20 protein-coding genes are annotated in these 21,425 nt (G+C 42.8%); 9 read left to right on the top strand and 11 right to left on the bottom strand.

Annotated elements, in window-relative coordinates; genetic code table 11:
- Positions 1–78: 78 nt before the first annotated feature.
- Complete coding sequence (locus H6G86_RS07325) at positions 79–1,440, top strand: ATP-binding protein (RefSeq protein ID WP_190933758.1); 1,362 nt, start codon at positions 79–81, stop codon at positions 1,438–1,440.
- A gap of 168 nt (positions 1,441–1,608) precedes the next feature.
- On the opposite strand, the gene H6G86_RS07320 is transcribed toward H6G86_RS07325, so the two are convergent.
- Complete coding sequence (locus tag H6G86_RS07320; protein ID WP_190933757.1) at positions 1,609–3,213, bottom strand: NAD(P)H-quinone oxidoreductase subunit N; 1,605 nt, start codon at positions 3,211–3,213, stop codon at positions 1,609–1,611.
- Positions 3,214–3,216: 3 nt separating this feature from the next.
- On the opposite strand from H6G86_RS07320, the gene H6G86_RS07315 reads away from it, so the two are divergent.
- Positions 3,217–3,441 (top strand): hypothetical protein, encoded by a 225-nt coding sequence (locus H6G86_RS07315; RefSeq protein WP_206758428.1) that lies wholly within the window; start codon positions 3,217–3,219, stop codon positions 3,439–3,441.
- A gap of 114 nt (positions 3,442–3,555) precedes the next feature.
- Here H6G86_RS07315 and H6G86_RS07310 read toward each other — a convergent pair whose 3' ends face one another.
- The 8 genes from H6G86_RS07310 to prfC all read right to left on the bottom strand — a co-directional run bounded on the left by H6G86_RS07310 (position 3,556) and on the right by prfC (position 13,726).
- Positions 3,556–3,828: a hypothetical protein gene (locus H6G86_RS07310; protein ID WP_190933755.1), complete on the bottom strand. Its 273-nt coding sequence runs from the start codon at positions 3,826–3,828 to the stop codon at positions 3,556–3,558.
- 78 nt (positions 3,829–3,906) lie between these two features.
- Positions 3,907–4,965, bottom strand: a complete 1,059-nt coding sequence (locus H6G86_RS07305; protein ID WP_190933754.1) for a WD40 repeat domain-containing protein — start codon at positions 4,963–4,965, stop codon at positions 3,907–3,909.
- 99 nt (positions 4,966–5,064) lie between these two features.
- On the bottom strand, positions 5,065–6,036 hold the full coding sequence (locus H6G86_RS07300; protein ID WP_114081175.1) for a CobW family GTP-binding protein: 972 nt from the start codon (positions 6,034–6,036) through the stop codon (positions 5,065–5,067).
- Positions 6,037–6,524: 488 nt separating this feature from the next.
- A complete protein-coding gene (locus H6G86_RS07295) occupies positions 6,525–7,436 on the bottom strand; it encodes an alpha/beta fold hydrolase (protein WP_190933831.1) in 912 nt (303 codons plus the stop codon).
- Positions 7,437–7,523: 87 nt separating this feature from the next.
- A complete protein-coding gene (locus H6G86_RS07290; protein ID WP_190933753.1) occupies positions 7,524–7,964 on the bottom strand; it encodes a SufE family protein in 441 nt (146 codons plus the stop codon).
- Positions 7,965–8,435: 471 nt separating this feature from the next.
- A complete protein-coding gene (locus H6G86_RS07285) occupies positions 8,436–8,954 on the bottom strand; it encodes an RNA recognition motif domain-containing protein (RefSeq protein ID WP_114081172.1) in 519 nt (172 codons plus the stop codon).
- Between the two features lie 673 nt (positions 8,955–9,627).
- Entirely contained in the window at positions 9,628–11,904 is a 2,277-nt protein-coding gene (locus tag H6G86_RS07280) for a M48 family metalloprotease (protein WP_190933752.1), read from the bottom strand.
- Between the two features lie 193 nt (positions 11,905–12,097).
- The gene (gene prfC, locus H6G86_RS07275) at positions 12,098–13,726 is read right to left on the bottom strand and encodes a peptide chain release factor 3 (RefSeq protein ID WP_190933751.1); all 1,629 of its coding nucleotides are present in this window, start codon (positions 13,724–13,726) and stop codon (positions 12,098–12,100) included.
- Positions 13,727–13,850: 124 nt separating this feature from the next.
- Between prfC and H6G86_RS07270 the strand changes: the two genes are divergently transcribed.
- Positions 13,851–14,210 (top strand): DUF4870 domain-containing protein, encoded by a 360-nt coding sequence (locus H6G86_RS07270; RefSeq protein WP_012410202.1) that lies wholly within the window; start codon positions 13,851–13,853, stop codon positions 14,208–14,210.
- A gap of 42 nt (positions 14,211–14,252) precedes the next feature.
- Here the strand turns inward: H6G86_RS07270 and H6G86_RS07265 are convergent, their stop codons facing one another.
- Positions 14,253–14,528: a hypothetical protein gene (locus H6G86_RS07265; RefSeq protein WP_190933750.1), complete on the bottom strand. Its 276-nt coding sequence runs from the start codon at positions 14,526–14,528 to the stop codon at positions 14,253–14,255.
- An 8-nt stretch (positions 14,529–14,536) separates the two neighbouring features.
- Between H6G86_RS07265 and hemB the strand changes: the two genes are divergently transcribed.
- The 6 genes from hemB to H6G86_RS07235 all read left to right on the top strand — a co-directional run bounded on the left by hemB (position 14,537) and on the right by H6G86_RS07235 (position 20,462).
- Positions 14,537–15,517, top strand: a complete 981-nt coding sequence (gene hemB / locus H6G86_RS07260) for a porphobilinogen synthase (RefSeq protein ID WP_179074055.1) — start codon at positions 14,537–14,539, stop codon at positions 15,515–15,517.
- Between the two features lie 335 nt (positions 15,518–15,852).
- On the top strand, positions 15,853–16,836 hold the full coding sequence (locus H6G86_RS07255; RefSeq protein WP_012410204.1) for an alpha-ketoacid dehydrogenase subunit beta: 984 nt from the start codon (positions 15,853–15,855) through the stop codon (positions 16,834–16,836).
- Between the two features lie 176 nt (positions 16,837–17,012).
- Entirely contained in the window at positions 17,013–18,425 is a 1,413-nt protein-coding gene (gene secD / locus H6G86_RS07250; RefSeq protein ID WP_190933830.1) for a protein translocase subunit SecD, read from the top strand.
- Positions 18,422–19,408, top strand: a complete 987-nt coding sequence (secF, locus tag H6G86_RS07245; protein ID WP_190933749.1) for a protein translocase subunit SecF — start codon at positions 18,422–18,424, stop codon at positions 19,406–19,408. Before secD ends, secF begins: the two co-directional genes overlap by 4 nt.
- Positions 19,409–19,480: 72 nt before the next feature.
- Positions 19,481–19,894 carry a hypothetical protein gene (locus H6G86_RS07240; protein WP_190933748.1) on the top strand — a complete coding sequence of 138 codons (414 nt, stop codon included), beginning with the start codon at positions 19,481–19,483 and terminating at the stop codon, positions 19,892–19,894.
- A 97-nt stretch (positions 19,895–19,991) separates the two neighbouring features.
- Positions 19,992–20,462 carry a GNAT family N-acetyltransferase gene (locus H6G86_RS07235; protein ID WP_190933747.1) on the top strand — a complete coding sequence of 157 codons (471 nt, stop codon included), beginning with the start codon at positions 19,992–19,994 and terminating at the stop codon, positions 20,460–20,462.
- Here H6G86_RS07235 and H6G86_RS07230 read toward each other — a convergent pair.
- Positions 20,425–21,363 (bottom strand): sensor histidine kinase, encoded by a 939-nt coding sequence (locus H6G86_RS07230; protein WP_190933746.1) that lies wholly within the window; start codon positions 21,361–21,363, stop codon positions 20,425–20,427. The two genes, H6G86_RS07235 and H6G86_RS07230, sit on opposite strands and share 38 nt — an antisense overlap.
- Positions 21,364–21,425: the final 62 nt, after the last annotated feature.

Raw genomic sequence — 21,425 nt, 5'->3', positions numbered from 1 at the left:
CATCACTGAACTAACCGTAGGGTACAAGCTTGAGTGCAGATATGTAAATTAGAATCGAACCCTGAAATTGGAAGCCCCATGACTCCCGAACAATTTCTTGAATTTGCCAGAGTTTTACCAGAACCTTTGCTCCTGGTGAGTGGAGAGGGTCAGTTGCTCGCGACCAATCAACCAGTAGCAGATATGCTGGGGTTACGTCGTCAGGAACTGCGGGGGAAAATGCTCATTGAACTTGTAACTCAGTCTGCTGACGATGTTGTCAAGTACCTGCAAGCTTGTTCAAGTAGTAGAGCAATGGTTATTGGCTCCTTGACTTTGCGAAAGAATGATGGACAAACCTTAATATGTCGTAGTCAAGGAGCCGTTATTCAACCTTGGTCTCCTGAATCTTCAAGTTTAATTCTCTTACGCTTAGAAAATAGAACTTTAGCTAGCAGTAATTTCGTTCTTCTAAACCAGAAAATCGATGAGTTAGCAAAAGAAGTTCAGAGACGTAAACAAGCGGAGGAAGCGCTCTGGAAAGCTAATCAAGAGTTAGAAATTCGGGTTGAGGAACGTACAACTGCTTTACAAGAAACACTAAACGAACTACAACTTACCCAAACTCAACTTATCCAAGCTGAGAAAATGTCTAGTTTAGGTCAGATGGTTGCTGGTATTGCTCATGAAATAAATAACCCCGTCAGTTTTATTTATGGAAATCTCCACCACGCCTATAAATACACTCATGATTTACTGAAATTGGTGCAAATCTATCAACAACTTTGTCCCAATACTCCTCTAGAAATCCAACAGGAGCTAGAAGAAATAGACTTAGATTTTCTAATTCAAGATTTAACTAAACTCTTCCAGTCAATGACAGTAGGAACAGAACGAATTCAGGAAATTGTTAAATCACTACGTAATTTTTCGAGACTAGATGAAGCAGAACTTAAAACAGTTGATATTCACGAAGGAATTGATAGTGCTTTAATGATTTTGGAGCATCGACTGCAAGCTAGGCATGAGTACCCAGAAATCAAAGTCATCAAAAAATATAGTCAGCTACCTAATGTAACTTGCTATCCTGGTCAACTTAATCAAGTGTTTATGAATATTCTTGCTAATGCGATCGATGCACTTGAGGCGCTAGCGGTCAATTCACAAACAACGGACAATCAAAAGCTGACAAATAATAATCCCCAAATTCAAATTAAAACTGAGGTAATCAATGAAAAATGGATTGCGGTTAGTATTGCTGATAATGGTTTAGGAATAGATGAACAAGTTCACTCAAAGGTATTCGATCCATTTTTCACTACTAAAACCGTGGGTAAAGGCACAGGACTAGGGCTATCTGTAAGCTATCAAATTATAGTTGAAAAACATGGCGGACAACTGAGCTGTTTTTCTTTTCCAGGAAAAGGTGCAGAATTTGTTATCAAGATACCTGTTAACTAAGTCTCATAAAATTTTATGACTTACATAAAACACTTCTAGGGGCATTGTTTTGCATAAGTCCTATAGGTGCATCTTAATGCGGAATTGGTATTAAGAGATATGAAAAATGCCTGTCTGCTAATTAGCAAACAGGCGTGTCTTTGAGTACAAAGTTATATTGAGAATCGGTTAAATCTTAGCGGTAGAATCAACTGAGGGTTGAGACTGACTAACCGAATCTAACTTTGGCAAAAGCAGCAGATTTTGTGCTTCTACATGACTGTTGATTGTTGCTTGCAAAAATGGGGTATTGGAGATGGAATTGTTAGCCAATGTAAACAGTGGATTTGACAAAATCCCTGCTAGGGAAGTGGCAATTAATGTTACCACCAACCCGACTTGCAAAGGTCTTAGTCCAGGCAAATCCCAACGCACTTGTGGATAATTCTTTACAGCGTCAGACATTTCATGGGGTTCTTTGACTACCATCATCTTAACTACGCGAATGTAGTAGTAGATAGAGACGACAGTGGTAACTAAGCCCAGCAAGACTAGCCAATAAAGTCCTGCTTGCCAACCAGCCCAGAATAAGTAAATCTTGCCGAAAAACCCAGCTAATGGTGGAATACCACCCAAGGAAAGCAGGGCAATACTCAACCCCAATGTTAGGAGTGGGTCTTTTTGATATAAGCCGGAGTATTCGGCAATCTGGTCAGTTCCTGTCCGCAGTGAGAACAGGATGATGCAGGTAAAGCCGCACAGGTTCATGAACAAGTAAACCAGTAGGTAAAATATCATACTGGCATACCCGGCTTGTGTGCCAGCAATCAAGCCAATCATCACAAACCCTGCTTGGGCAATGGATGAATAAGCTAGCATTCGTTTCATGCTGGTTTGGGCTAAGGCGACTACGTTACCCAAAATCATGCTGAGAACTGCTAAAGCAGTGAAGACAAATCTCCACTCGTCTGCAACAAGAGGGAAGGCTGTTGTCAACAAGCGGATGGCTAGGGCAAACCCAGCTGCTTTGGAACCAACAGATAAAAAGGCGATGACTGGGGTGGGAGCGCCTTCGTAAACGTCTGGTGTCCACTGGTGGAAGGGTGCAGCGGAGATTTTAAAGCCAATACCTGCGATCGCAAAAACCAGGGCAATCACTAAACCTAAAGATTGTCCCAGTTTCGCTGTGGCAATGCCATTAGCGATCGCACTTAATTCAGTTTGTCCTCCAGATAATCCATACAGCAGTGATACACCGTACAAAAATACTGCTGTACTGGAAGCTCCAATTAACAAGTATTTCAGCGCCGCTTCATTGGATCGGGGGTCACGCTTGGTATAACCTGTCAGCAAGTAAGAGGAAATACTCAGGGTTTCTAGGGAGATGAAAATCATCACCAACTCACTAGCCCCGGATAAAAACATCCCTCCTAAAGTAGCACTCAGCAAAATAGCGATGAATTCGGCTAAAGGAGTGCCGCTTTGATCGACGTAGCGAATTGACATCAGTATAGTCACAGCCGCAGACAAGGCAATGATGCCGCGAAAGACGATACTCAGGTCATCACCATTAAAGCCACCGGTAAAAGAGATGGGATTAGGATTGTCCCATTGAAAATATAGGGCGACAATGGAAGCAAATAAACCTGCGATCGCTAGATATCCAATCCAGCGTGCGGATGTACGCCCCAAAATCAAATCAACAATCAAAACCCCCAAGAGGGTGAGAATAACAATCCCCTCTGGCAAAATCGTTCCAGCGTTCAACTGGGATGCAATATTAGCAAAATCCATGAGATGTATAGGTTTTGGCGATTAGACATTAAGGCTAACTCTGTTCACTCTAGCAAGTTTTCTAATCCCCGGACTAGCTCTTTGAACAAGAGCTTAACAGCTTGGGTGCAGATTGCGATCGCCTACGGCATACTGTTCGCGTTCGCACCAACTTCACTAGCTTACCAGCAGGTTTCTCAGTATTTAGGCGAATCCCTAAATACTTTCCTACTTGGTTTTAAGGTATGACCTTAATTAAATAATGATGCCGCAGCTGCGATCGCTATGTACAAAAAGCTAATTAATAATTAATAAGGGCACAGCAATTCTGTGCCCCTACAAGATTCATAACTTCTAACTTTATTAAAAACCGACTGATGGCAGCTTGCCTTGTAGCGATTGAAATTTAGACTGAACACAGTTTGCACAATTGCAACCAACTTGATCAATAATCGGATTGGATGTTTGAATCAAGTTCGGGGTTGCCAGATCAGAAATTTGTTGTGTAGACGCTACAGTAACAATTTGTGTAGCATCTAGAGATTTGAGGCTGGATGCGTGTACTGGATTAACTATCAGCACCATAGATATCAGAAATGCGGGACAAGCAAGTAAAATCAGTTTCAATATGTTCATAATTTACACAAAAATACCTTTGGTCATACAGCATAACCAATAAATTGCTGAGGTTCAACTTTAATTACTGAGTATTATTTAACTGCGCCCAAATCCTTGACCTCGTAAAACCTTTGACCAAATAACCAATTCGCCTTGCTCACCGCCTGCGGCCAGTAATTTGCCTTGGGGATGCCAAGCTAAGGTCGAAAAACCTCCTGAGACACCTGTGATAATTTGAGATACTTCCTTGGCTTGGTTCCACAAACACAACCAGCCGTCAGCAGCAGCAGAAGCGAGAAGGAAGCTTTTAGGTGCAAAGGCGATCGCATTGATCACACCCACATGATTAGTTAATACTCGTGCTTCCCAGCCTAACGAATCATCCTCTAGCTTTTCCCAAACCACAATACCTTCAACGCTGGAAGATGCCAGGATTGGCGCACCCACTTTGGTCATAGCTTCTGACCATGCCAATTGGCGAATTTTTCCAGGGAAACCACGCATCACCCAAGGGTCGGGATTGTTCCATTCTAAAACGGTGACGCTACGATCCATATTGCCAGAAGCCAGGAATTTACCATCGGGCGACCAAGCCATCGCTAAACTGACAGTAGTCATATCTAAGCTGTATGGTTCTTCATCCCAGTTTTGACTATGCCAAATCTTCACTCCCTTGTAACCACTAATGGCTAAGTATTGTCCGTCAATGCGCCAATCTATCCCCAGTACTGAAGAGTTGTCGAAATTCAGCGTCACGACAATTTCATGAGTATCTGCATCCCAGACTTGGACGTAACGCCCCAAACTAAAAGCCAGTTGGTTACTGGTGTAGTTCCAAGCTAGCTTGTCAACCCATGCGGGGGCATTTTCCAAGGTGGCGATTAATTGAGTATTCTGCCAAATTTTTACTTGTCCATCCTGTCCGCCAACAGCTAAAAATTGTCCATCTGGGGAAAAGGCGAGACAGTCTACTGATTTACCGTTACCAGCTTGTAAAGTTGTGAGTTCGCCATCATTCCACAGAACTACTTCACCGGCGGCGGAAGTTGCTGCTAAAGTTTTACCTTGTGGCGACCAAGCGATCGCAGTTACATAATCTGAAAGTGTTCCTGAATAGTGTTGTTCAAATTCCTTTGATTTGGTTGTAGAGTTCATATTTGTAAAGGAGAATGGGGAATTGGGAATTGGGAATGGGGAATAATCTGTACCCTGTAAGCTGTAACCTATTCCCTTATTCACTCCTTATTCCCTAACTTAAGCTAAACAAGCGAGAAAATCTTGCTTGAGTTTTGCTGCATCAAGGTTGCGACCGATGAAGACTAGTTCATTTTTGGGAGTTTCGCTGGGTTTCCAGGGGCGATCGGGTTTGCCATCAAATATCATGTGTACTCCTTGGAATACAAATCGATTATCTTCTCCAGCAATATTTAAAATGCCTTTCATCCGAAAGATATCTGGCCCTTGGGTACGCAGTAACTCCGAAAGCCAAGTGTTTAATTTTTCTCCATCAACTGCACCTGCTTCTACTAAAGCCACAGAATAGACAGTTTCATCGTGTACGTGGGCATCTTCGCCTAAGAAATCTGGATCAATTTCTAATGCGCGTTCTAAATCAAAGGCTTTTACACCCAACAAAGCATCCATTCCCAGTTCAGAATTTTGGGTGCGGTAGATTTTTGCGATCGCATTCATTGCCCGAATCCGTTTTTCCAATTCATCTAACTCTTCTGGCGCTACTAAATCTGTTTTATTAAGTAAAATTACATCAGCAAAAGCAATCTGTTCTTGTGCTTCGTCTGCATCCCAGTGCTGCCAAATATGCTTCGCATCTACAACTGTCACTACTGCATCTAGAGACAGTTGACTTTGTAAATCTTCATCTACAAAAAATGTCTGAATCACTGGCGCAGGATCGGCTAATCCAGTTGTTTCAATTACTAAATGGTCAAATTTATCGCGCCGCTTCATCAAATTACCAATGATGCGAATTAAATCGCCGCGCACTGTACAACAGATACAGCCATTATTCATTTCAAATATTTCTTCATCTGCATCGATAATCAATTGATTATCAATACCCACTTCCCCAAATTCATTGACAATCACAGCAACTTTTTTGCCGTGTTCGTAGGTGAGGATGTGATTGAGTAGAGTCGTTTTACCTGCTCCCAAATAGCCAGTCAGAACAGTAACGGGAACTGAATTGTCGATTACGTCAGCCACCATACTCTAAATTCCTCTTGTCTCACCTTATGAATAATCATTATCGCCCATGATAAATCTTTTTATATTTTTGTGCGAACTTGCTGTTATTTTGGGTTTCAGCAAAATAATCACATAATTTAATCACAGAACATTTTATTTTTATGCGTTTGTAATAAGTAATAAATATTCATAATTTGGGGTAGCTGGTAGGAATATGGCATACAAGCCGACCCACACTGCGGCCAATACGGTTGGGTTAAAGTTAACAATTTTTTGTCAAAGTCATTTTTTTAACGTAGACGCATTAGCGAAGCGGTAGCGACGTTCGCGTAGCGTCTCGCAGAGAAGGAACGCCAGCGGCTTGCCGCAGGCTACCGCAGAGGCGCAGAGAGAAAAAGTGCGAGAACTGCATTTGCTTCTCTCTCTGTGTCCTCTGCGCCTCTGCGGTTTAAAAGAATTTATTGACCGTTCTATAATCCTAGTCTCACACCAAGGTGCAATGTGAAGATTTAATTTTCTGAAGAGAACAAAAAATCTTGAACTGCTTCTAAAACAACTGCTGGATATTCTTCATGCAGTCCCAGAGAACCAGGAATGACAACGCTTCTCACTCCTGGTAAGGCTACTAAAGCGTTCATTTCTTCTCGTGATTTGGGAGGGCTAGATTCCCCAATTACTACCATGAGCGGTACAGTTAAAGACTTTACAAGTTCTAAAAAATCAGATTGTTCGTGTACAGCATCAAGATTACCAGTTACAAAGGCCGCAGATGCAAATCGCGCTCCTGGTTGTTGAGTAGTGTGCCATTTTTTTTCAATGAAACTGGGTGTAATTTTAGCCGCGTCAGTAAAGACATGGCGACGGTACATAAAACTTAAGAAAGATTGAGTAGTGTTGAGTTTGTAGAGAGCTTGACCAAGTATAGGCGATCGCACCAATCCTCTCACAATGCCAGCTATTTGCTGACTTGCCCCCATTGTCGGCAAAGGCCCACGCCAAGTAGGAGCCAACAATACAATCTTTGAGAAAGCAGCCGATTTCACAGCTAATTGTAAAACGTAACTAGCAGCATGGCCAGCCGCCACCACAGTAATGGGAGTATTAAAAACAGCTTTGACAAAATCTTCCAGAAATTGCTGATATATTTCCGGTCGGTAATTCAAGCTAGGGCGAGAAGATTCACCAAATCCAGGCCAATCTATGGCTACAACTTGAAAATTTGGAGCGAGTAACTTGGCAAGTTCGCCGACTTCCAAACGCGTCGAAACACTGCTGAAAGATGGTAGTAGCAATAGCGGTGAACCTTTGCCGAGGGTTTCATAAACGACGCGCAATTGCTGATTTTCAAAATTCCAGAGATATTCTTGAACTACTCCACCAAAGCCAATAGCAGTAGAGGTAGATAATACATTGGTTGACATGACACTAAATTTTGGTAGTTGTACCTTATTTGTCATTTGTCCTTTGTCCTTTGTCCTTTGCAAATGACCAATGACCAATAACCAACTTTAGCTAGGCAAATCTAACTTACATTCCAATGCTTTTTTTTGCATGGTTTTAAAAATATTGTAAAACCCATTAGCACGGGAGGGTGTCAGACTAACGTTTAAGCCTGTTTCTTGAATAAAATCTGGTGTAAGTTGGACAATTTCAGTTGGTGTTAGTCCCTGCAATCCTTCAACTAGCAGCCCTACTAAACCTTTGGTTAACTGGGAATCGGAATCGCCCTGAAATACAACCTTACCGTCATCCAAAGCTGCGGTGATATAAACTTGAGACACGCAACCAGGAACTTTATTTTCGGGTAATTTATCAGCTTCTGGGAACTCATTGAGCTTCTGAGCATACCAGATTAGCTGTTCGTAGCGCCGCTTCGGTTCAGAAGCGCGTTGAAAGCGTTGGACAATTTTAGCAAGCGCAGGTGGCAAAGAATCTAGAGTTGAGGACATAACAGAAGCTGCAAATGATCGGTCTTACCTTGAGTGTAAATTATCTGGAGAGCGATGCCTACGGCGGTCACTGACTTGTACTGAGCGCAGCCGAAGTAGCTTTGTCATACCACTTTGTGGAAGCAAGCTACGCGCAGCGTCTCGTAGAGAAGTGCGGGCTGCGCCTACCCGCCTCTAGTTCTCTTGACATTATGAAGCTAGCCATTATTGACTATAAGTTGTCAAATCCAGATAATTCCTGCAATCGCACTTATCTTCAGTTACCTTTTTAATGCGTCTAATCGCAAAAACTTAATTTTTTTATAAGCAGGCTTTAACAGCAACTCTGTACAAGTTACGTTGTATCGATATGCACTTACAAAAATAGCTGCAAGTAGCTTTTAACTAAGCAGCCAGATGATAATCAACAATTAAAAATTAAAAATCAAAAAAAATTCTGACTTTTAATTTTTAATTTCTCTCCTTTAAGGATTAGTTCGTAGTTTGTGCAGCTAGCATCTGCTTCAGCTTTTCTAATTCCGAAGCCCAACGAGGATCTGGACGAATAGCGTCTGAATCGGTAGTTGTTGTGGTGCTGTTGTCGCGAGAACCGCCGCCACCGCCGCCACGACGGGGCTTTTTAGAGCTTTTCTCCCGACGGCTACCTTCTCTACCTTCTCTATTAACGCTAGGAGTGGGCGTACTACTACCAGCCAGAGTAACTGGTTTAGGAGCTTGTTCGTCGCCCTCTTCACCCTTTGTCCGAGGTAATGCCTTTTCTAGCTTAATGGCAGTGTCTTTAAACATCTGACCATTATACTTTTCAATGATTTCGTCAGCTTGTTCGTCATTGTTGACGGTAAGAAAACCGAAACCACGGCATTTGCCAGTTTTGCGGTCTTTAATTAATTTAGTAGTTACAGCTTCACCTTCTGCTGCAAAAACTGCTTGCAAATCTTGACGATCGATTTCTTCTTTAGGCAAATTACCTATATATAGGCGAACGGACATGAACTATACCTCCAGAGTTAAATGAACATGGCAAGGCGAGAAAACAATCACTTGGCTTTGGCTTTTAATTTAAATAGATGCTATTGACCAAGACTGCCATCAACCAATTTTTTGCTCGAAACTGTCAACCTATACAATACAGTTTTTCGTCGGGATCAAGCTTGTTTAATCCAAAGGCCCACACAATGGTGAGCTAATAACACCTTAATTCTAAGAATTGTAAATTTAATAGCCTATTGCCTGCTAAAGTACACGCTTTCTTCCATGCCTTTTTCGCAGAATCAAATACCATTCCTTACATTACCACGGTATTTTCTACGTAGCTAGTTTAGCGCATACATTTCTAACGTTAGTATTACTGGATCGTAACATAAAACACATTTTTTTATTCAAGGGAGCATAATTTGAAACAAAAACCAGCCGGTGGCTGGTTGATTTCCTGCTGTGTTGGGAGGATAAAAAGTTATGGAGGGGGGAAAAGCATCCGAATTCATGACTAAGCTGTAGTGCTGAGTTATGTCGGCTGCTATTGTTTGTGTAAATAAATGTAACACTTTTAAAGAAAATCTGCAACTTTTGTTTACATTCTGATTCTGTCATTTGTCAGTTGTCCTTTGTCCTTTGCAAATAACCAATGACTAATGACCAATGACCAATGACCAATAACCAATGACTAACCAGTCAGAAAAATGTATGCGCCCAAAGCCTGTGCTGCAACTGCCAAAAAAGTAGACCAGATGGGATGAGGGCTATGAATAGTTTTACCACTTTGAGTTTCTAAGGTGTGGACATCGATCCAAGGTGTTGCTCCTCGCCGGAACCAACCTGTGACGATAATTTGCCGACCGATGAGATCCTGGTGATTCACTGACTGTCCTAGCCAAGAAATGTGGTGTAATTTCACCAAGCCCGTGCTGGATTGGAGGATTAAATCTTGTGCTAGGGAGTTGCTAGTACCTTGACGACCTAATAGTTTACCGACCAGGCGCACGCTGACGCTATCAATAGGTAAGGCACAAGGGTCAGCTAATAGGTTGGGTAGGTAGTCATCAGTTTGCACAGTGGCGGATTTGATGTCAGGGAAAAAAGAATTAATCCGCATTACTGTACCGATGCTAAAGCCAATTAGAAGGCAGCCTGTAATGAAAGACCAATCTTCATATATCCACTTTAGATTTAAAAACTTGAGTACGAATGCTAGTTGCCAGGTTAGCCAGACCAAAGCTGCAAACAGAAACCCTAAAGGAATTCCCAGCCAGGGAGCGATTTGTAACAAGAAAGACTGACGCTTAACCCTTGATGGTTCGCTAGCAAAATGTAGTTCGGTGTCCAGATGCCAGTGACGGGCTATTTTGCAGAGGCGTTCGATGCGATCGCCCATCAAGGAATGACTATTATTAATCGTAAACCATTGGCGGTATGGATTGGCAGTATCCCACTTCAAAAATGATTCAAAAGATAAATTGCTGGCAATAGTGCCCAAAGAAAGACTCTGTTGGTGACCGACTGGTATCAAGAGATTTAGGCTTTCTAGTTGCCAACTGGTATGTTCTTCTTTTTGAATATCAGCTGCAATGCCAATGGAAATTTTGAGTAAAGCGCGAATCAGGGCGTTGGGATTACCGGTGATTTCAGATGCGACGCGATCGCTATAATAAAGCCGCAACCGCGACAACCACAATCCAGTCCCAGTCAGTAAACCCCAAAGTCCATAAACGAGACTAGCCACAATTGTCACCGGCCAGCGCCAAATCCCTGATATTTTGTCTCCCAACTCTGATATTTGCTGATAAAGCTTATAGATGGGTAGTGTCACCAGCAGCAACAAAGACATCACAGCAAAATCCCAGTGAGCAATGTGCCCTAGCTGCGTGGCGTAAATAATTGCGATTTCATCATCTGCTAGTTGCTCTAATAGCCCTTGACTCACAACAATCCTGGCATTACGTGGTAAACTACCGTAAGTCAGGATAATTGGTGCAGCCATTGGTAAAATCCTTAGTTTGGGTAAGGGCCAGTGGCGCTGTTGACAACAACGTTGTAGCACCCGCACAGCTTCGCGGCTATGGGCATTCAATATATCTTTGGAAAATTCTCGCTGACCATATAAGTTCGCCAGTAGCAGATCCAGTAACCAAGGTGATACACCGATCAAAATCACCAATACTATTAGCAACAATTTAGTAGGGTTGCTGTATAAAAGCTGCAACGGCTCTAGATAAGGTAGTTTGACTAAAGTCAGGTTGATGAATCCCATTGCAAACTTGAGGATTTCTCGCATCACCCAAAATAGGGCAATGAATGTTCCTGCTGTTAGCAATCGTAAGGGAATTAATTTTGGTTTACGTAGAGGTTGCCATGCTTTGGCGCGTTGTGCTTGTCGCCAATAAATAACACCAAATAATTTAGCTTGGGTGCGCGTAACAGAACCCATGAAACCGTTTAAAGGTGCAGCCGGTGGTGGTAATGGTGTAGCTACCGTAGCTTTGAGTCTAGGTAGTGGCACCATCGGCGGGGTGTCGTCGCTCTTTGTTTCTATTACTTGCTCTTCTGGCTTTTCCTCTAATGTAAGGTTTACCGGAGGGGTAACTGGGGGAGAATCTGGAGGAGGATCTGGAGTTGAGTTATCAAACGCTACAAATCCAGTTTCGACATTTTTTGATTCTTGATCGCGTTTCTTACGTTTTGTCAGGTGTTCGAGAGCGCGTGTTGCCCACTCTTGAACTTGCGGATTGTTACTCTCAATGAGATTCTGGGAAATAGCGATCGCTTTGGGAACTTCGCCAGTGCGAGCATAAGCCATCACTAAACCAACCTGGGCTTGTAAGCTAGCAGTACCATTATTTTGGCTGCTAGCAATAGGTTCTAGTTGAGCGATCGCTGTTTGGTAATTTCCCTGCTTGAGGGCAATTAAACCAGCCTCCAAAGACGGTTTGGCATGTGAAGGCATACAAATTCTGGCACTCCAATCTCTTCTAGGTGATCCACGTTTGTGCAAAAGCGCGAACCTCGGATGCCGTGGAACTCAACCGCGCCCGAGTTTTGCTTGTCAAGTGAATGATAAAGATTGAATTCAGGAGTCAGTCGTCAGAATTCAATTGAGTCTTCATCTGAATTCTGGATTCTGAATTCTGTATTCTTCTTTATTCATCCACTGGTTGTTGACTAGAAAATACTGGAGCGATCGCGCTTAATTTTAACTCTGGATGGTCGCCCAGTAACTGTTGACAATTCCATTCATTGCGGAATAGCAACACTGGCCGTCCCATGCTGTCTTTAACTGTAGTGGTATTGAATATTCTTCCCACCTTTTCTAATGCTTCCCAACCACCCTCAACCCAACGGGCGACACTGTAGGGCAATAAATCTAATATGGTTTCTACACCATACTCGTTTTGTAAGCGAAACTGCACTACTTCAAATTGCAACTGACCCACCGCCGCCAAAATTGGATCGCGCTTGGCTTCATCAGTTGAATACATAATTTGCACAGCACCTTCTTCTCGCAATTCCGCAACGCCTTTTTGGAATTGTTTAGACTTCGAGGGGTTGGGATTCCTCAGAGATGCGAACAGTTCCGGCGAGAAATACGGAATTCCCTCATATTCGAGCTTTTGTCCCGTGTAAATTGTATCCCCGATCGCAAAAACACCGGGATTGTTCAAACCGATCACATCGCCAGGATAAGCCACATCAATCGATTCTCGCTCTTGGGCAAAGAGTTTTTGCGGGCGAGACAGACGGATGAGTTTACCAATGCGGGCGTGATTCACCATCATATCTTTTTCAAACTTACCAGTACAGACCCGGATAAATGCGACGCGATCGCGGTGTTTCGGATCCATATTTGCTTGTAGTTTAAAGACAAACCCCGAAAATTCTGGGTATGTAGGGGCAACTTCACCAACACTGCTGTAGTGAGAACCGGGTTTGAGGGCATATTCGAGGAAATACTTGAGGAATAACTCTACCCCAAAGTTGGTCATGGCACTACCAAAGAACACAGGTGTCATTTTGCCTTCGTGTACCAACTGCAAATCTAGTTCTGGCCCAACTCCTTCTAGCAGTTCTAAATCATTTTTCAGTTGGTAGTAGAGGCTTTGTTCTAGCTTCTCTTCTATTCTCGGATCACCTAATTCGACTATCGTATCACGGGCTTCTCGGCTACCGTGGGCACTGCGTTCAAACAAATGAATTTGTTGCTTGTGTCGGTCAAAAACACCTTTAAAGCGATCGCCCATACCAATCGGCCAGTTGACCGCATAGGTTTGCAATCCCAATTCTTGCTCAATTTCATCCAACAGTTCTAGAGGTTCTCTTCCGGGGCGATCGAGCTTGTTGATAAAAGTAAAAATTGGAATACCGCGCAACTTACACACTTCAAACAATTTGCGGGTTTGGGGTTCCAAACCTTTTGCCGCATCAATTAACATTACTGCATTATCGGCGGCGGCAAGGGTGCGATAAGTATCTTCACTGAAATCTTGGTGTCCGGGAGTGTCTAATAAATTTATTTGACACTTCTGGTATTCAAATTGCAACACCGTAGAGGTAATAGAAATACCCCGTTGTTGCTCCATCGCCATCCAGTCAGAGGTAGCCTTACGCTGTGCCCGTCGCGCCTTAACCGCCCCAGCTTCGTGAATTGCACCCCCGTACAGGAGTAGCTTTTCTGTTAGTGTCGTTTTACCCGCATCGGGGTGAGATATAATCGCAAAGTTGCGGCGTAGTTCAACCGCTTGAATAAGTTCAGACTGAAGTTCAGTAGACATAATTGTATTTGTTTGTTAGCTAGCTTAATTTTTTTTAACTCTGGCAAGTCTTTTAATCTTAAGACAACGATGCTCGTGATAGGGTCGTAGTATAAACAACAATCTAACTAAAGAGGAGAAAGCAATGTACGACACAGACAAGCGAAAGCTTCTATCAGCCTTGTCGCATGGAGCCATTTTTTTCAGCACAACATTGGTATCTGTCGGTGTACCTATCGCCATACTGCTTGTATCTGACGATCCTGTTGTTAAAGAAAACGCCAAAGAATCCATCAATTTCCACTTTAATGTCTGGTTTTATGGTGCAATTCTGGGAGCGCTGTTTTTTCTATTCGGTTGGTTAGTGTTACCTCTATTATTACTGGGGCCACTAGCTGGTCTGGGATATCTACTACACTGGGGATTAACAATTTGGGCGCTCATCGGAGTTTTCAGCAATCCTGATATACCCTTCCGTTATCCCTACATTTTCCGATTTCTTTAGAAGAAATTATCATTTAGCATTGGGAATTGTTGGTTATTTTTATTAAGCTGTTGTGCCTTGATGCACACAACCAATCGCCAGGATTTTGCCAATAGAAGGTCTGACGATTTTGAATTTTGAATTGCTTATTATGTCGTTTTTTTCCCAGTCCGTTGGATAGGTGCAACCAAGCTGTAGAATACAAAATTGCCCCACAACTTGATTAAGAGTAGGGCAAAGGACAGTTAAGCACTGTTTGTAGTCTGTCTGACGGCAGGAAAATTTTAGCCTGCTTTTGTGACGCTTTATTTTGTGTCCATCTGCGTTGTTTTTCTTCATAAAATTTTATGTTTCCTACACACCGCCCCCGTCGTCTGCGTACCCATCCTCAACTGCGCCGGATGGTTCGTGAAACTGTTTTAACAACAAGCGATTTAATTTACCCATTATTTGCTGTACCAGGTGAGGGAATCGCTAATGAGGTGAAATCTATGCCCGGAGTCTACCAACTTTCGGTAGATAAAATCGTTGAAGAAGCAAAAGAAGTTTACGATTTAGGAATTCCTTCTATTATTTTATTTGGTATTCCGGCTGATAAAGATGTAGATGCAACTGGTGCTTGGCATGATTGCGGTATCGTCCAAAAAGCAGCGACGGCGGTAAAAGCGGCAGTTCCAGATTTGATTGTAATTGCTGATACTTGTTTGTGTGAGTACACTAGCCACGGCCATTGTGGTTATCTACAAGTTGGTGATTTAACAGGACGAGTTTTAAATGACCCAACTCTGGAATTGTTGAAGAAAACAGCAGTTTCTCAAGCCAAAGCCGGTGCCGATATCATCGCGCCTTCTGGGATGATGGATGGGTTTGTGCAAGCAATTCGTCAGGGTTTGGATGAAGCAGGATTTCAAGACACGCCGATTTTGTCTTATGCTGCTAAGTATGCTTCGGGTTACTATGGCCCATTTCGGGATGCAGCAGACTCGACACCGCAATTTGGGGATAGAAGAACTTATCAAATGGACCCAGGTAACGCCCGCGAAGCGATTAAAGAGATTGAATTAGATATCGCTGAAGGTGCTGATATGCTCATGGTTAAGCCAGCCTTGGCATATATGGATATTATTTGGCGCGTCAAGGAAGCGAGTAACTTACCCGTTGCGGCTTACAATGTTTCTGGTGAGTATGCGATGGTAAAAGCTGCGGCTCTCAATGGTTGGATTGATGAAGAGCGCGTGGTTATGGAAACTTTAACTGGGTTTAAACGGGCTGGTGCAGACTTGATTTTGACCTACCATGCCAAAGATGCGGCGCGATGGTTAAAGTAGGCTAGGCATATTAAATACTAATTTAGAGGGAAATCTCACGCAGAGGCGCGAAGACGCAGGGTAGTGTTTTGGTGCTTGGCGTGAGACTTTTTTATACATTCCATCTAAGTTTTATTACATAAATAAATCAGCAGATTTGCCAGAGTGAGAGGCGATCGCTCATAAAACCTCTAAAATCTAAATTAAATAGCTTTGATATAGTTATGGCAATTACTCGCTCTATGTTTGGGGTAGTTCGTTTAAAAAACCCAATCTCTAACTAGTGCGATCGCTCACCGTATTTGCGACAGCAGCACGATAAAATTCTAAAACCATAATCGTACTAAAAGGTCTAAATGGCAGAAACACTATTCTTCAACGCCTTACGCGAAGCCATTGATGAAGAAATGGCACGTGATTCCAGCGTATTCGTTCTCGGTGAAGACGTAGGACACTACGGCGGTTCCTACAAAGTTACCAAAGACCTGTACCAAAAATATGGCGAACTCCGCATTCTAGACACCCCCATCGCTGAAAATAGCTTCACTGGCATGGCTGTAGGGGCAGCCATGACAGGGTTGCGTCCCATCATCGAAGGCATGAATATGGGCTTTTTATTGCTCGCCTTCAACCAAATATCCAACAACGCTGGGATGCTGCGCTATACTTCCGGCGGTAACTTTAAAATTCCGATGGTAATTCGCGGCCCTGGTGGTGTAGGAAGGCAGCTAGGTGCAGAACATTCCCAACGATTAGAAACTTACTTCCAAGCTGTGCCAGGCTTGAAGATTGTTGCCTGCTCGACACCAAGAAACGCTAAAGGACTACTAAAATCAGCTATCCGCGATGATAATCCCGTGTTGTTCTTTGAACACGTTTTGCTTTACAACTTGAAAGAAGATTTACCAGAAGAAGAATATTTACTACCCTTAGATAAAGCCGAAGTTGTGCGCCAAGGAAAGGATGTCACAATTATCACTTATTCTCGGATGCGGCATCATGTGCTGCAAGCAGTAAAAACACTTGAAAAACAAGGTTACGATCCAGAAGTTATTGATTTAATATCCCTCAAGCCATTAGATTTTGATACAATTGGTGCATCAGTACGTAAAACCCATAAAGTCATTGTTGTGGAAGAATCCATGCGAACTGCGGGTATCGGAGCAGAAGTCATCGCCTCAATAAACGATCGCTTATTTGATGAATTAGATGCGCCAGTACTGCGGCTTTCTTCTCAAGATATCCCCACGCCTTACAACGGCAATCTGGAACGACTAACAATCATCCAACCAGAGCAAATCGTAGAAGCTGTGGAAAAAATGGTGGCGTTGCGGGTTTAAGGGAATAGAGAAGAGATTCAACTACTACTTCTGACTTCCCATCCATTACTTAGGGAGTAGGGAATGGGGAAGAAATTCAACTACGACTTCCCACTCCCAACTTCCCACTCCCTATTTCCCATTCATAACTCCTCAAAAGAGCGCTATTATAGCGTTTGTCAGTTGCGAGTTATGGTATGCAAAGACAGCGATCGCTATTAATTTTGATTTTAGTCCTGATAATCGCCGCTTTTACGGTGATTGCGACAATTCCGATACCCCTGGGACTGGACTTGCGGGGAGGTTCACAGCTAACAATTCAGGTGAAACCATCAGCAGAAATTCCCAAAATCACCGAACGAGAATTGGAAGGTGTGAAGAAAGTTGTCGAAGGCCGGATTAATGGTCTGGGTGTTTCTGAGCCACTGATCCAAACAGTCGGCGCAGATAAAATATTGGTACAATTGCCAGGGGTTAACGATCCAGAACAAGCCGAACGGGTGTTAGGGGGGACGGCGCAGTTAGAATTTCGTACCCAAAAGCCAAATACAGAAATCCCACTGCGTGCTTTCCAAACATCTAGAGCCGAATTGAAAGTCAAGCAAGAAGAGTTGAGAAAGAGTAGTGACAAAGCAGCAATAGCTAAAAATCAAGAAGATTTACAAAAAAGTAATCAAGCGATCGCAGAATTGTTTGAAAGTACTAATCCACCACTAGGTGGCAAATACCTCAAGGATGCTTATGGTGAACCCACTCAAGGTAACAACTGGCACGTTACCATTCGCTTCGACCAAAAGGGTGGTGAACTGTTTGCCAATTTGACGAAGAATCTTGCCGGTACTGGGCGGAGTATTGGTGTTTTTCTAGACAATGAACTGATCAGCGCTCCTAGTGTAGGTATAGAATTTGCCGCCGCAGGTATTACTGGTGGCTCTGCCGTAATTACAGGAAGATTTACCGCACAAGAAGCTAATAACTTGGGTGTACAGCTACGTGGTGGCGCATTACCCGTACCAGTAGAAATCGCAGAAAGGCGGACAGTAGGGGCAACATTAGGTAAAGATAGTATTCAAAGCAGTATTTATGCTGGGGTTGGTGGTCTGACTTTAGTATTAATCTTCATGGTGTTTTACTATCGATTACCAGGACTGATTGCGGATGTATCACTAGTGATTTATTCCCTTTTAACTTGGGCAACCTTTGCTTTATTGGGTGTCACCCTAACTTTGCCGGGAATTGCCGGTTTTATCCTCAGTATTGGGATGGCAGTTGATGCCAATGTACTAATTTTTGAACGGACACGGGAAGAATTACGAGCAGGTAAATCTCTGTATCGTTCTGTAGAATCTGGTTTTTACCGAGCATTTTCTAGTATTTTAGATAGCAACGTCACTACATGGATTGCTTGTGCTGCCCTGTTTTGGCTGGGGTCTGGTTTAGTCAAAGGTTTTGCTCTTACCTTAGCTTTGGGGGTGGCTGTGAGTATGTTTACCGCAATTACTTGTAGTCGGACATTGCTGTTTTTGGCAATTTCAATTCCCTCCTTGCGGAAGACAGAACTTTTCTGTCCAAACCTGCCAACATCGAATAAGGCAGAGGTGACTCCATGAAACTGAGTATTAACAAATCGCGATCGCTTTGGTGGACTATTTCTGCTGCGATTATTCTTGCCGGTATCATCTCAATGGTGATTTCTTGGCAACAACCCAATATTCACGCACCCTTACGCCCCGGTTTAGATTTTATCGGTGGTACAAGGTTACAGTTTGTCCGAGATTGCACCAAACCAGGCAATTGTGACAAACCAATTGATATCAATGCTGTTCGGGAAGTAGCAAAAGCGCAGGGACTGGGTGATAGCAGCATCCAACTTGTCTCTGAAAATGGTGCAGAAAATGGTGTACTAATTCGCACAAAAGATTTGACTGTCGATCAGCGCACCAAGTTGCAAAATGCTTTAAGCGAAGAAATTGGCGTTTTTGATCCGCAAAAAAACCAAATTGACTCTGTTGGCCCTACGCTGGGAAAAGAACTGTTGAGGTCTGGAATTTTAGCTCTGATAGTTTCCTTCATCGGTATTACTATCTATATGAGCTTCCGCTTCCAGTTAGATTATGCTGTGTTTGCGATCGTTGCCCTCTTTCACGATATCTTGATCACAGTTGGGGCTTTTTCAATTTTGGGTTTGGTAGCGGGCATTGAAGTAGATAGCCTTTTTATCGTCGCCTTACTTACCATCACAGGTTTCTCGGTCAACGACACAGTGGTGATTTACGATCGCATTCGAGAAACAATTAAAATCAATCCTGAACACCCAATTGCCGAAATTGTCGATGATGCGGTTAACCAAACTCTGACAAGATCCATCAACACGACCTTAACCGTGTTGCTGACATTATCTGCAATCTTTCTATTTGGCGGAGAAACACTGAGATTTTTCGCTCTAGCTTTGATTATTGGGTTCACGATGGGAGCTTATTCAAGTATTTTCATCGCCAGTACTCTCCTTACTTGGTGGCGAGAAAGGGATGAATCCCAAGTGTTAGAAAGCGTAGAGCCGATTGATACATCCGCCAGTTCTCAGGATAGTTAAACTCGTGTGCATTTCACAATTGGGTTAAAGCATTTTAAATTGCTCACCTATGCTTTGGAATTTTATTCTTCTATGGATCAACCTGAAGAACCATTAATCCCTAATCCAGAATTTGAGAACTCTGACGCATCCTTTATTCAACAAGTACAAAGGCTACATAAGCTGACATTATACGGTAGATGGCTGTTTGTCGGCTGTTTGTGGCTCACCATTGCACCTGTTAGCTTGTGGGGTCTACGTGCAGAAATTTCTCTGTGGCAACAATATTTTACCTGGGTAGCGGTGCGATATGGACTCTTCTACCATCCACTGTCTACCTTCGGTTTAGCCTTTTGTATTGGGATGACTGCTGCTGTTTTAGTTTGGCAAAGTCGGAATATCTTATTTGGACTCCCAAAGCCGGAAAAACAACGTTTAGAAAAACAAGTTTATCGGATACGTCAGCAGGGGCCAAGTCATCCCCTGTGGAAGTGGGTTTGTCATTAATTTTTCTTTTTCGTTGCATATACATATACACGTACAGCAATTTTTAGCAAAATATGACTTAAATATACAAAGATATTGCCAAAAGTGGATGCCATAAATGAACGAGTCTGAGATTCAATTTAGCGAACGCAAATCTGAAATTGACCTTTACCAACTCCAAGAACTGTTAAACGTTTCAGCTTTCTGGGCAAAGGGACGCAGTATTGAAGATTTAGGTATAGCCGTTGCCAATAGTGAACCAGTGATTTATGTCTTGGATAGCGATCAACTCATTGGCTTTGCTAGAGCAACATCTGATGGCATATATCGCGCTACTATTTGGGATGTTGTCATTCATCCAGATTATCAAAGTAGCGGGTTGGGAAGCAAGTTAGTAGAAACCGTTTTGTGTCATCCCCGCATGAGGTGGGTTGAGCGCGTTTATCTGATGACTACTCACCAGCAAGGCTTCTACGAAAAGATGGGTTTTCAAACTAACACCACCACTACAATGGTGCTACACAACCTAGCTAACCGTGTTTTTGTTGCTGCTACAGAAGTTCAGCTTCAGGAATCACTAGGGGGATAGAGATTTGTAGTCTGGTAATCTCCTGATGTGGTTCCTTGGCAATGGTCGAAGGTAGGATTTCTAACTTTCCTCCCATAACTTCCACTAAAGTCTGATTGATTAATAACCTCATTCCTGGGGAAAGAGCAGCCTTTTGATCAATTTGGAGCTGCTGCTCATCAGATTTGAGCAAATCAATCGGCTCGCTTGAGGGTATAGCATGAGTTGGAACATCCAGCCAAATGGTTACAAAATTATTTGTAGGTAAGATATTGCTAGAAATACAAATACTGCCTTCCTCCATTTGAGTAATGGCAGTGTCTATTAAACTGATCAATATTTGGCGGAGCCAGAGATAATCTGCTAAAACATAAATTTCTGGATCGGCGGGTAACAATTGCAAAGGAAAATTGCGATTAGCCGCCAGCATATAAGTTAATTTATGAACCTCTTCCAAAATTTGCGCTAACGGTCGGGGCTGAATATCTAATTTATTAGTACCGTGTTCCGTTCTCGCAACGGTGAGAATTTCATCTATCAGCTTGAGTAGCTTCAGCGTTCGTTCGTGAGCTTGGCCAATAAATTCTCTTTCTTCAGCCGGATCTTCACATAAATCTGACAAAATTAATTGATGCAAGCCAATCAAACCATTGAGAGGCGATCGCAATTCATGGGTAGTTCGTGCCAAAAAACCAGCTTTAAACTGGCTCATTTCCCTTGCCATAAAGTATGCCAGCTGCGTTTGCTGTAGCTGTTGTGATATCGATGGCATCTCTTCTTGATCTAATGGCGCTATTAGGGATGAGCTAGATGAAACATTTGCTGATGCCTGCTGCGGGCGTAGCCATAGCATAAATAACCTATAGAAAATTATACCTAGTGCGAGTCCTGCTCCTAGATATATCCAGTTGATCCAATTCATAATTTGGCAATTATTAACTTGTTAATTGACCACAACAGCGCAGACTAAAGTTCCAGATTTCT

This window comes from Nostoc sp. FACHB-133 (assembly GCF_014698055.1).
Taxonomy (GTDB): Bacteria; Cyanobacteriota; Cyanobacteriia; order Cyanobacteriales; family Nostocaceae; genus Nostoc.
The sequence above is the reverse complement of the archived record's forward strand: the minus strand, read 5'-3'. Positions and strand labels throughout refer to the sequence as shown.